This window comes from Nocardioides yefusunii, from assembly GCF_004014875.1.
Lineage (GTDB): Bacteria > Actinomycetota > Actinomycetes > Propionibacteriales > Nocardioidaceae > Nocardioides > Nocardioides yefusunii.
Map to the genome: position 1 here is coordinate 140,354 of NZ_CP034929.1, position 12,075 is coordinate 152,428.

Here is a 12,075-nt window from a genome sequence, read left to right on the forward strand (position 1 = left end):
GGGGAGCGGGCCGTTGTGCGTACGGGTCAGAGGTACGGCGTGATCGCCGGCAGCAGCTGCTGGAACGTGCGGCCGTTGGCGATCGCACCGATCGCGGTCATCGACCAGCCAGCGCCGTCGCGCGAGACCTTCGACATGATCTGGGCGTTGTGGGTGCCCGAACCGGTGAGGTCGTAGCGCGCGATCTCCTGGCGGGTGGTCTCGTCGACCAGACGGCAGAAGGCGTTCTCGATCTGGGAGAAGTTCTGGCCGGTGAACGAGTTCACGACGAACACGATCTGCGCCACCGACGGCGAGACGCGGTCGAGGAAGACGGTCACGGACTCGTCGTCGCCGTCACCGTCACCGGTGAGGTTGTCACCGCTGTGCAGGACGGTGCCGTCCTTGCTCTTCAGCTGGTTGAACCAGACCTGGTCGAGGACGTTGCCCGCGGCGTCGTACATGACGGCGGAGGCGTCGAGGTCGATCGACTGGGACTTCACGCCGCCGAAGAACCCCTTCTTCTTGACGGCGTCCCACCCCAGGCCCATGCGGACGTGGGTGAGGGTGCCGCCGTCGTTCTTCTTCAACGAGACGGACTGGCCCTTGGCGAGGGAGACGGACATGGGTGCTCCTGGAGGATCGTGGTTCGGTGCGGTGGGTGGCGGTCGCGGTGCGGGTCAGCCGAGGCGGACGCCGTGGTCGGTGACGATCCCGACCAGGCCGGAGGCGTAGCCCTGGCCGACGGCACGGAACTTCCACTCGGCGCCGTGGCGGTAGACCTCACCGAAGAGCATCGCGGTCTCCAGGGAGGCGTCCTCGGAGAGGTCGTAGCGGGCCAACTCCTCGTTGTTGTCGCGGTTGACGACGCGCACGTAGGCGTTGCGGACCTGGCCGAAGCTCTGGCCGCGGGACTCGCCCTCGTGGATGGTGACGGCGACGACGATCTTCGCGACCTCGGCGCCGAGGGCGTTCAGGTCGACCTCGATCGACTCGTCGTCACCGTCGACCGCGCCGTCACGGACGTCGCCACTGTGGCGCACGGCGCCGTCGGGGGTCGCGGTCTGGTTGTAGAAGACGAAGTGCTGGTCGGAGACGACCTTGCCGTCCTCGCGGCACACCAGGGCGGAGGCGTCGAGGTCGAACTCGGTGCCCGTGGTGGTGCGGGCGTCCCATCCGAGACCCACGGTGATGTTGGCCAGGGTCGGAGCGAGCTTGGTGAGGCTGACGTTCCCGCCCTTGGACAGAGAGACCGGCATGTTTCCCCCGATAGGAGTCGTGGTGCCCGGGCGCAGAAGTCAGGTGGCCGCGGGTGGCGATTGGGTCACCCGGATCTTACAGAGGGGTGCGGAGGCCAATGGCAGACTTCCAGCGGGGCTTCCATCGGGGAAGCGCGATCTCCGGGAGTGTTCTTGTCGTCTGCTGCGTTGTCGCCGATCGCCCGATGGGTCGCGGACCGTCTCGACATCACCGTCACGGAGGCCGAGCCCGTCGACGGACACCGTTTCACCGACCTCTTCGGGTTCGCGCTGCGTCGCAACCCCAAGCGCGCGCACCTGCTGGTCTCGACCGTGCTGGGCAAGCACCTGCCGGCCGCTCCGGAGGCGGTCCTGGGCAGCGGCCACACCCTCGGGGAGCGGGTCCGGGACCTGCTCGGTGAGGCGACGTCGGGCGCCGTCGTCCTCGGTTTCGCGGAGACGGCGACCAGCCTGGGGCACTGCGTCGCCGACAGCCTGGACGCCACCTACCTGCACACCACGCGCCGCGACGTGCCGGTGCCCAGCAGCGTGGGGGCCTTCGAGGAGGGCCACAGCCATGCCACCACGCACCTCGTGCTGCCCGAGGACCCGTCGCTGCTGCACGGCACCGGGCCGCTGGTGCTGGTCGACGACGAGCTCTCCACCGGCTCCACGGCGATCAACTTCATCACCCAGTTGCACGCCTACCGTCCGCGCGAGACCTACGTGATCGCCTCCCTCGTGGACGTCCGGACCGCCGCGGACCGGGCCCGTCTGGCGTCCTTCGCCGCCTCGCTGGGGGCACGCGTCGAGGTGGTCGCGCTGGCCGCCGGCGAGGTCGAGGTCGCCGACGGCGTCCTGGAACGCGGCCAGGAACTCGTCGCCGAGCACGCCGGCGCCGCCGGGATCCCGATCACCACACCTGCCGTCCCTGCCGAGGGTCGCGTCGTGCGGATCACCGCACCGTGGCCCGGGGGAGTCCCCGACGGTGGCCGGCACGGCTTCACGCCCCAGCACCGGGCCCGTCTGGACGCTGCCCTGGGCGACGTGGTCGCACCGGTCGTCTCCGCGCTCACCGAGGCCGGCGTCGGGGCAGGTGCTCCGGTCCACGTCCTGGGCCACGAGGAGTTGATGTACGTCCCGCTGCGGGTCGCCGACACGCTCGCCGTCACCACCGGGGTGCACGCCACGTTCTCCTCCACGACGCGTTCACCGGTGCTGCCGGTCGACGACGACGGGTACGCGATCCGCAACGCTCTCGTCTTCCCGTCCCATGACGACCCGTCCGACGGTGCTGGCGTGCGCTTCGCCTACAACCTGCTCGGCGCCGGTGCCTCCCAGCGCTTCGACGCTGTGGTGCTGGTGGTCGACGACGTCGCCGACACCGACGCCCTGCACGCCGAGGGTGGTCTCGTGGCGCAGCTGCGTCAGGTGACGCCGGTGGTCGTCGTCCTCACCGTCCCGTCGTGGCGTCCCGGCCCGGAGCCGTTGCGCGGCCCGACGTTCGGTTCCTACGCCCCGGACGACGTCGCGTGGCTGCTCACCGACCTCTCCCATGCTGCGCTGGAGGCTCCCACCGAGGAACGCGAGGAGGCCGTCCAACGCGGCGGCGCCCACTACTCGGAGTCGCTGCCGGTGGAGTACCAGCCCAGCGCGCAGTACCGCGAGGCCTACGCCAAGGCACTCGACCTCGGCGCCGCCAGGGTCGCCGCGGCGGTCGGCACCCTGGCCGAACTGGTGCTCCGTGAGCGTGCCGGCCGGGTGCCGGTGCTGGTCTCGTTGGCCCGCGCCGGGACCCCGGTCGGGATCCTGCTGCGCCGTTGGTACGGCCGGTTCCACGACGTCGCACCGGCCCACCACGCGGTCTCGATCGTGCGGGGGCGCGGCATCGACGTCGAGGCGTTGCGCTGGATCGCACACCACCACGACCCGGCCGACGTCGTCTTCGTCGACGGCTGGACCGGCAAGGGGGCGATCGCCCGCGAACTGACCGCTGCGCTGGAGGTCGCCAACGCCGAGCTCGGCACCGCGTTCGGCGCGGACCTCGCGGTGCTCGCCGACCCCGGCCACTGCACTCGCCTCTTCGGCACCCGTGACGACTTCCTCATCCCCTCGGCCTGCCTCAACTCGACCGTCTCGGGGCTGGTCTCGCGGACCGTGCTCAACCGCGACCTGATCGGTCCGGGCCAGTTCCACGGCGCGAAGTTCTACGCCGACCTCGCTGCCCAGGACGTCTCCGAGGAGTTCCTGACGACGGTCGAGTCCTGGTTCGACGACGTCCGGGACCAAGCCGTCGCCCAGGCCGCCGCGCTGCACGCCACCGACCGCACGCCCACGTGGGCGGGCTGGGCCGCGGTCGAGGAGATCGCACAGGAGTGGAGCATCGGCTCGGTCAACCTCGTGAAGCCCGGCGTCGGGGAGACCACTCGGGTGCTGCTGCGTCGTGTCCCGTGGAAGGTGCTCGTGAGCCCCACCGCCGGTGACGACCTCGCGCACGTGCGGGCCCTGGCCGCCGAACGCGGCGTCGAGGTGCTGCCGGTGGAGGGACTGCCGTACGCCTGCGTCGGGCTGATCCATCCACTGCACACCCCCGGTGCCACCGGTGCGGACGGCCGAGCGGTGCAGCCGTCGTGACGTCTCCCGTCGTGGCTGGGTCCGTGGTGGCTGGGGCCGTGGTGGTCGTCGCCTCCGACCTGGACCGGACGCTGATCTTCTCGCGCCGCTCCGGAGGCCACACCGGGGTGGCGGTGAAGGACGTGGAGACCTACCGCGACGCCCCGATCTCGTTCGTGACCCCGCGCGCCCATGACGACCTCGCCGCGCTCGCCGCATCGGGCCGGTTCGTGCCCGTCACCACCCGCACCGTCGAGCAGTACCGACGGATCCGGCTGCCCGGCCCCACCCCGCCGCTGGCCCTCTGCGCCAACGGCGGCCGCCTGCTGGTGGACGGGGTCGAGGACGAGGCGTGGAGCCGTCGCGCGTCGTCGTCGGCGTCGTCGTCGGGGGAACCGTTCGGCGCGGTGTGGGAGTGGTTCGCAGCGGCCTGCCTCGACGCCGCGGGGGAACCCCACGCCTTCGTCTCCAGTTTCCGCGCGGTGGAGGACCTCTTCGTCTACGCCGTCGCGCACGAGGCGTGGCCGCAGAGTTGGATCGACGAGGTCGGTGCTCGCGTGCTGCAGGCCGGCTGGTCGTTCTCGGTGCAGGGACGCAAGGTGTACGCCGTCCCGTCCGGTCTCTCGAAGGGAGCCGGGGTGACAGCCCTGCGTGAGCTGCGCCCGGACGTCTTCGGCGACGGCTCCGGGACGGCGACGCTGGTCACCGCGGGGGACTCCTGGCTGGACCGGACGCTGCTCGAGGTCGGGGACGTGGCGTGGACGCCGCGTGGTTCGGAACTGCACCGAGCCGGCTTCTCCCTCGCCACACTGCGGGTCACGGCCGAGGAGGGTTTCGCTGCGGGTGAGGAACTGGCGTCCGCCTTCGCGTCTGCGGTGTGCGGGCTCCGCTCCTGACGCCCACGAGCACGTCGCCCGAAGCAGCAGGCCCCCACCGCGTCATGCGGTGGGGGCCTGCTGCTTCACGGCCGGAGAGCCGCCAGGGTCACTTCTTCGTCTTCTTCTTGGGAGTGGCCTTCTTGGGGGCAGCCTTCTTCTTGGCGGCCTTCTTCTTCGGCACCGACTTCTGGGTCGGCGTCGTGATGGTGATCTTCGAGGCGCCGACGCGGTCCTTGATGGAACCCGTGACGCGGACGGTGGTCTCCTTCGCGCGCGTCTTGTAGGGCGCGATCAGGACGATCTTGGTGACGCCGACGGCCTTGCCGACGCCACGGATCTTCTGCTGGCCGTAGACGAGCGTGAACTCCTCGCGCGAGGCCAGGCCGGAGATCGTCACGGTGAACTTCTTGGTGCGGCCGACCTTCTTCTTCGTCGTCACCTTCAGCTTCTTGGGCGGAAGGAGCACGTCGACGGTCACGGACGCGGTGGTGGCGCCGTTGGCGTTGGTGGCCGTCACGACGTAGGTGTGGCGGCCGACGCCCGGCTTGCGGGTCGAGGCGCCGATGGCCTTGACCGTGGTGTCGCTCCAGGACGCGTTGACGGAGGTGGCCGACTTGCTGGTCCAGCTCACGATGACGCGCTTGCCCTTGCGGATCGAGGTGGCGCTGGTCTTGAGGACGAGGTCGGGAGCCAGAGCGTTGGCGACCGGCGCGGTCTTCCAGACCTCGGTCTCCTCGGCGTAGCCCTTGCGGAAGAACTCCGCGGTGGCGGTGAGGACGAAGGACTCGTCCTCGGGGGTCGCGACGTAGGTCGAGCCGACGCCGACGACGGTGTCACCGCGACGCCAGGTCACCAGCACCGTGGAGGCGGTGGGCTTGGCGGTGGTGGTGGCCACCAGGGTGTGGCCGACCTTCGCGGTGCCGGAGACGATCAGGTCGGTGGAGGTGAACGCCGAGACGATCACCGGGTCGCTGGGCGAGCTGGTGAAGACGAGGTCCTCGTAGCCGGCCAGGGAGTGTGTGGTGACCAGCCGAAGCGTCTTGCCGAGCAGCTCCGAGGTCAGCGTGATGGTGCGTCCGGTCGCGACCGTGGCGTTGTCGGCCGTCCAGCGGTAGCTGACGTCGACCGACGACGAGTGCGCGGTGCCGGGGACGGCCGTCAGCTTGGTGCCGGCGATCGCCTCGCCCTTGATGGTCGGCGCGGTGCCGGTCAGCGTGCCCTTCGCGACGACGCCGGCCGTCGCGGTCTCGGTGCGGTCCGCGAACCCGTTGAGGGTCGCGGTCGCGGACAGCGTGATGGTCTTGCCGGCCAGGGCCGGGGTCAGCTGGAGGATCGAGTCCGTGGCCCCGGCGATCGCGATGCCGTTGGCCTTCCACTGCAGCTTCACCGAGCCGGCGGGGGAGACGCTGTGGCGCGCGGTGAGAGTGCCGTCGACCCGCATCGCGCCGGAGACGTCGACGCTGAGGGAGTCGAAGGTTGCCTTCGCGACGGCCGCCGACATCGACGACGTCAGGGTGAGGTCGTTGTAGCCCGGGAGCGAGACGAGCGTGGTGAGCGTGATCCGCTTGCCGCTGTCCTCGGCGCGCACGGTGTAGGACGTGCCCGTGGCACCTTCGACGGCGACGCCGTTGACGCGCCACTGACGCGAGACGTCGGCGTCGGCGGACCAGACGGTGCCGCCGCTGATGGTGAGGACCTGACCGACGACGGCGGAGCCGGTGATGTTCGGCGCGGTGCCGGTCAGGGTGCCGTTGGCGACCACGCTGCTGGTGGCCTCGACGATCCGGTCGAGGTATCCCTCGAGCGACTGCGTGACGGTGACGGTGACGGTCTTGCCGGCGTCCTCGGGACGCAGCTTGAACGTGGTGCCGACGGCACCGGCGACGACCGCACCGCCCGAACGCCACACGTAGGAGAGGCGTCCGGCGGGGGTGCCGGTGCCGGTGTTGGAGACGCTGGCGGTGAGCGTCTGGTCGACCTTGGCGGTGAGCGTCTGGTCGACCTTGGCGGTGCCGGTGAGGCCGACGCGGAAGGTGGGCAGGTCACCGTTGGTGATGGTGGCGGTCTGCGTCGAGGTGCGCATCAGGTCGGCGTAGCCGTCGCGACGGTAGGTGACCGTCACGCTGAGGCGGGCGCCGAGGTCGCTGACCGTGGCGGTGTAGGTGCGCTTGTCGGCGCCGACGATCGGGGTGCCGTTGCGGTTCCAGACGTAGGAGGCCTCGGTGTTGACGTCCAGGGTCGGGATGGCTGCGGTCAGGACGCTGCCGATCGTGGCGGTGCCGCTGATCGTCGGGGCGGCCCAGTTCTGCAGGCCCTGGGAGACGGGGCCGACGGGCGCGGACTCGACGGCGCTGCTGGTGTAGCCGGCCAGGTTGCTGTCGATGCGGACCCAGACGTGCGCGCCGACGTGCGAACGGTCCAGCGTGAACGTGGAGCCGGTGGCGCCCTCGATCGCGGTGCCGTTGAGGTTGTTGTCGCGAGCGACGTACCACTGGTAGCCCACGCGTGCGGAGACCGGAGTGCGCGTCACTTCGGCGGTGAGGACCTCGCCGGCCGCAGGGGAGCCCTTGATCACGGCGGTGACGGCGATGTCGCCGGGGACGACGGGCCCGGTGGGCGTCGCGTCGATCTCGAGGGTCTCGAAGTTGTTGAGGGTGTGCGTGGCGCGGATGGTGACCCGCTTGCCGATGTCGTCGGGGCTGGGGGTGTAGCCCAGCGCGGTGCCGGCTGCGCCCTCGACAGGGGTGCCGTCGACGTACCACTGGTAGCGGACCTTGGCCTGGACGGAGTGCGGGGTGCCGGCGGTGAAGGTGAGGCGCTGGCCGACCTTGGCGGTGCCGAGCACCTTCGGTGCGGTGGCGTTGATCTGCTTGCCGCCCAGGACGCCGCGCTCGGACGACATGCTGTGGGTCGCCGAGGGGTGGCCGGCGAGGGAGACGGTGGCAGTGACCATGACGGTCTTGCCGATGTCGCTCAGGACCGGCGCCAGCGAGGGCGTGGTGTTGCTGGTGATCAGGACGCCACCGACGCGCCACTCGTAGGAGACGGTGCCCTCGAGCTCGGTGCCGTCGGGCAGGGTGACGACGTGGCCGCTCGGGACCGCGGTGACGCTCTCGCCGAAGCGAGGCTCACCGACGATCGCGACGGTGAAGTCTGCGAAGGGGTCTGCGGGGTTGACGACGCTGGCGGCAGCCGTCGGTCCTCCTGCCGCGTGGGCGGGGGCCAGAGCCATGGTGGGGCCGACGAGGCTGAGCGCCAGGGCCGCGATCGAGGTCTTCACTACAGGTACACGCACGGTGACACTCATCGGCAAGCGCGATGGTGAATGAAGGTTTTCCGGTGCAACTGCGGCCCAGACGTCACCGTGGCGGCGACGGGTGCTGCGGGGTTGTCGGAGGTCCCTGTTAGACACGTACCCATGGAGACTTCGGCGCAGGCTTTCGGTACGGCGACCCCCGAGCAGCGTGCTGCTGCACGCGCGGCGGCCGAGGGGCACCTGCGTGCGTTGGTCGGCCGCGACGACGCCCGCCTGCGGGAGGACCAGTGGTCCGCGATCGAGGCGTTGGCCGTCGACAGCCGCCGTGCGCTCGTGGTGCAGCGCACCGGGTGGGGAAAGTCGGCCGTCTACTTCGTCGCGACCCTGCTGCTGCGTTCGCGTGGTGCCGGCCCGACGGTGATCGTCTCCCCGTTGCTCGCACTGATGCGCAACCAGATCGCGTCGGCGGAGCGCGCCGGGATCCGGGCGGTCACGATCAACTCCACCAACGCCGACCAGTGGGAGCCGATCCACGCCGCGATCAACAACGGTGAGGTCGACGTCCTGCTGGTGAGCCCCGAACGCCTCAACAACCCCGGTTTCCGCGACGAGGTGCTGCCGCGTCTGGCCGCGACCTGTGGCCTGCTGGTGGTCGACGAGGCGCACTGCATCTCCGACTGGGGCCACGACTTCCGCCCCGACTACCGCCGTATCCGCACCCTGCTGGACGAGCTTCCTGCCGGCATCCCGGTCCTGGCGACCACCGCGACCGCCAACGAGCGCGTCACCGGTGACGTCGCCGAGCAGCTGAGCGGGTCGCGTCACCTCGACGCCTCCGCCCCCAACTCGGTGCTGGTGCTGCGTGGCACCCTGGACCGTGAGTCGTTGCGGCTGGGCGTCATGAAGCTGCGTTCGGTCGAGCAGCGTCTGGCGTGGTTGGCCGACTTCGTTGCGTCGCAGCCGGGGTCGGGCATCATCTACTGCCTCACCGTCGCCGCGACGCAGGAGGTCTCCTCCTACCTGCGCGAACGCGGTCTCGACGTGCGTCCCTACTCGGGACAGACCGAGGCAGAGGACCGTTCCCGGCTCGAAGGCGCCTTGGTCGCGGGCGAGCTGAAGGGGCTGGTCGCCACTTCCGCGCTCGGCATGGGCTTCGACGCGACGCTGAGCTACGTCGTCAACCTGGGTGCGCCGTCCTCGCCGGTGGCGTACTACCAGCAGGTGGGTCGTGCCGGTCGTGGCACCGACGACGCGACCGTGGTGCTGCTGCCGCAGCCCGAGGACCGCGACATCTGGGCCTACTTCGCATCCCTGGCGTTCCCGCCCGAGCAGGTGGTGCGCCAGACCCTGGAGGTGCTGGCCACGCAGGGCACGATGAGCACCGCCGGGCTGGAGACCTACGTCGACCTCTCGCGCAACCGCCTGGAGACGATGCTGAAGGTGCTCGACGTCGACGGCGCCGTGAAGCGGGTGAAGGGTGGCTGGGAAGCCACCGGCCAGCCGTGGTCCTACGACGCCGAGCGGTACGCCCGCGTGACGGAGTCCCGTCAGCGTGAGCAGGCCGCGATGCTCGGCTATCTCGACTCTCCGGTCTGCCGGATGCGTTACCTGCGTGAGCAGCTCGACGACGCCGGTGCCGTCGACTGCGGCCGGTGCGACAACTGCGGCGGACTGCTGCTCTCGACGCAGGTCAACGAGCAGTTCGTCCAGGCCGCCCAGGAACGTCTCTCGCGCCCCGGTGTCGCGGTGGAGCCGCGCAAGATGTGGCCCACCGCCTTGGCCAACATGGGCATCGAGCTCAAGGGCAAGATCTCCGGTCAGGCCGAGGAGGGACGTGCGGTGGCCCGCATGACCGACCTCGGTCACGGCCAGCAGGTCCGCGAACTCTTCCGGGACACGACGCCCGACGGCCCGGTCCCGCTGCCGCTGGTCCAGGCGATGATCCAGGTCATCCAGGACTGGCGTCCCCAGGTGGACTGCATCGTCGTGGTGGAGTCGACCCGTCGTGGTCTCCTCACTGCTGACCTTGCCAACGGCCTTTCCCGCTACCTGCGCATTCCCGTGGTGGGTGCCTTCGCCCTCGTCGACCCCGACGTCGTTCCCGGCGCCGGAGCCACGAACTCCGCCCAGCGGGTGGCTGCGGTGCGTCGTCGTGCCCGGTTGATTCTCGACGACGGCGACCTCGAGGGCCGTCGCGTCCTGCTCGTCGACGACCAGGTCAACACCGGGTGGACGTTGACGCTCGCCGCCCAGCAGATCCGGGAGGCTGGCGCCGAGGCCGTCATGCCGTTGGTGCTGGCTGTTCAGGCCTGAGGCCGGGCAGCGCAACAGTCCTCATGCGGCGTCCCCGGTTCTCGCCGTATTCAGCGCCACGAAATATAGAGTTCGCTCCATGACTGAGACCGCCCCCGCGCCCGACCTCGTCGCGACCGCCAGCATCGTCGTCGACGCCCCTGCCTCCGTCGTCTTCGACATCCTCGCCGACCCCCGACAGCACGCCCGGATCGACGGCTCCGGCACCGTCGACAGCGTCGTCACCGGCCCCGACCGCCTCTCCGAGGGCGCCCAGTTCGGGATGCAGATGAAGCGCGGCTTCGGCTACAAGGTCACCAACACCGTCGTCGAGTTCGACGAGAACGCCCTGATCGGCTGGAAGCACCGCGGCGCCCACGTGTGGCGCTACGAGATCTTCCCCGAGGGCGACAAGGTGCGCGTCACCGAGACCTGGGACGGCACCGCCAACACCGGCTTCGCGAAGTTCCTCTTCACCCTGCTCGGCCTCAAGGGCACCCAGAAGTCGATCGAGGAGACCCTGGTCAAGCTCAAGGCTGCTGCCGAGGCCGACGCCAAGAAGGCCTGAACCCAGCACCGGCGGTTTCAAGGGGTCATCGCAACACCGACCGGTTTCTTAGCTGGTGAGTAGAACACGCAGACGCTCGGCTGGGGTATCCCAGCCGAGCGTTTTGCGTGGACGGCCATTGAGTTTCTGCGCGACGTGCTCCAGATCCTCTGGCCCGTACATCGACAGATCGGTTCCCTTGGGGAAGTACTGACGCAGGAGCCCGTTGGTGTTCTCGTTGCTCCCGCGCTGCCACGGTGACGCGGGGTCACAGAAGTACACCGGCACACCCGTGGCAATCGTGAACTGCTTGTGGCCTGCCATTTCCGCGCCCTGGTCCCAGGTCAACGATCCCCGCAGGTGCGCCGGCAACGTCTCGATCTGGGCCGTCAACGCGTCCCTGACCTCTTCAGCGGTGTGCCCGTTCGGCAGGTGCAGCAACATGACGTAGCGGGTGGTGCGTTCGACCAGGGTCCCGATCGCGGTCTTGTTAAACGCGCCCGTGATCAGATCGCCCTCCCAGTGTCCCGGGACCGCACGATCAGCAACCTCAGCAGGACGCTCACTGATCATGACCATCGGATCAACAAACCTGCTCGTGCGTTGGTTCGGATCGCGGTGCGGTTTGCGGCGCGTGCGTCCGGTCCGGATGGCGGCTTGGACTTCCTTCTTGAGCCCGCCACGGGCCTGGAAGTACAGCGCCTGGTAGATCGTTTCGTGGCTCACGCGCATGGCCTGGTCATCGGGATGCTCCTTGCGAAGGGCGTTACTGATCTGCTCAGGCGACCACTCCTGGCGCAGTCCCTGGGACACGAATTCACGCAGCGGACCGTCGAGCAACAGTTTGCGAGTCTTGGGTCTCGGCCGGCGTGCAGCCGACGCCCGTTGGGCAGCGTACGGCCGATACACACCCGACACCGTGTTGGCCGCGATCTCCCGGGTGATGGTCGACGGTGCACGCCCCAACCGGCGAGCGACCTCGCGACGTGAACGCCCCTCGCTCAACAGGTCACGGATCCGCTCGCGATCAGCCAGCGACAGAAACCGCGGGTGTAACGGCTTCTCGACAACACTCAACACAGGGGCCACACATCCCATAGTGGTCCGCCGGCTCGTGTAGTCCACACGGCGTCCATCGGGATAGATCCGCACGTTGGCCCCACCGCTGTGGCGGACACCGTGATCCCAGTCCTGCGCGGTGCGCACGTGCACCCCGACTCGGGAAGCGGCCTCCCGGCGCGACACCCCGGAACGCCGCAACTCCTCGTACAA

At 69.7% G+C, this 12,075-nt stretch carries 8 protein-coding genes; 4 read left to right on the forward strand and 4 right to left on the reverse strand.

Annotated features, from left to right (window positions below):
• Positions 1 to 26: 26 nt before the first annotated feature.
• Positions 27 to 605, reverse strand: coding sequence for a TerD family protein (locus tag EOV43_RS00580; RefSeq protein ID WP_128219214.1), 579 nt, complete (start codon positions 603 to 605; stop codon positions 27 to 29).
• A gap of 54 nt (positions 606 to 659) precedes the next feature.
• A complete protein-coding gene (locus tag EOV43_RS00585; protein WP_128219215.1) occupies positions 660 to 1,238 on the reverse strand; it encodes a TerD family protein in 579 nt (192 codons plus the stop codon).
• 153 nt (positions 1,239 to 1,391) lie between these two features.
• Here EOV43_RS00585 and EOV43_RS00590 point away from each other — a divergent pair, with 153 nt between their 5' ends.
• Both EOV43_RS00590 and EOV43_RS00595 read left to right on the forward strand, forming a co-directional pair.
• Positions 1,392 to 3,851, forward strand: coding sequence for a phosphoribosyltransferase (locus EOV43_RS00590; protein ID WP_206611356.1), 2,460 nt, complete (start codon positions 1,392 to 1,394; stop codon positions 3,849 to 3,851).
• Positions 3,848 to 4,726, forward strand: coding sequence for an HAD family hydrolase (locus tag EOV43_RS00595; protein WP_128219216.1), 879 nt, complete (start codon positions 3,848 to 3,850; stop codon positions 4,724 to 4,726). Before EOV43_RS00590 ends, EOV43_RS00595 begins: the two co-directional genes overlap by 4 nt.
• A gap of 88 nt (positions 4,727 to 4,814) precedes the next feature.
• On the opposite strand, the gene EOV43_RS00600 is transcribed toward EOV43_RS00595, so the two are convergent.
• Positions 4,815 to 8,003, reverse strand: coding sequence for a hypothetical protein (locus EOV43_RS00600; RefSeq protein WP_128219217.1), 3,189 nt, complete (start codon positions 8,001 to 8,003; stop codon positions 4,815 to 4,817).
• Positions 8,004 to 8,126: 123 nt separating this feature from the next.
• Here EOV43_RS00600 and EOV43_RS00605 point away from each other — a divergent pair, with 123 nt between their 5' ends.
• Positions 8,127 to 10,277, forward strand: a complete 2,151-nt coding sequence (locus EOV43_RS00605; RefSeq protein WP_128219218.1) for a RecQ family ATP-dependent DNA helicase — start codon at positions 8,127 to 8,129, stop codon at positions 10,275 to 10,277.
• 79 nt (positions 10,278 to 10,356) lie between these two features.
• Positions 10,357 to 10,824: an SRPBCC family protein gene (locus EOV43_RS00610; protein WP_128219219.1), complete on the forward strand. Its 468-nt coding sequence runs from the start codon at positions 10,357 to 10,359 to the stop codon at positions 10,822 to 10,824.
• Between the two features lie 48 nt (positions 10,825 to 10,872).
• Here the strand turns inward: EOV43_RS00610 and EOV43_RS00615 are convergent, their stop codons facing one another.
• A complete protein-coding gene (locus EOV43_RS00615; RefSeq protein ID WP_128222061.1) occupies positions 10,873 to 12,048 on the reverse strand; it encodes an IS30 family transposase in 1,176 nt (391 codons plus the stop codon).
• Between the last annotated feature and the right edge of the window lie 27 nt (positions 12,049 to 12,075).

Excerpts from the sequence above, each read along its gene's own strand:
- EOV43_RS00580 (WP_128219214.1), bottom strand. The coding sequence starts at position 605 with ATGTCCGTCTCCCTCGCCAAGGGCCAGTCCGTCTCGTTGAAGAAGAAC.
- EOV43_RS00585 (WP_128219215.1), bottom strand. The coding sequence starts at position 1,238 with ATGCCGGTCTCTCTGTCCAAGGGCGGGAACGTCAGCCTCACCAAGCTC.
- EOV43_RS00605 (WP_128219218.1), top strand. The coding sequence starts at position 8,127 with ATGGAGACTTCGGCGCAGGCTTTCGGTACGGCGACCCCCGAGCAGCGT.
- EOV43_RS00610 (WP_128219219.1), top strand. The coding sequence starts at position 10,357 with ATGACTGAGACCGCCCCCGCGCCCGACCTCGTCGCGACCGCCAGCATC.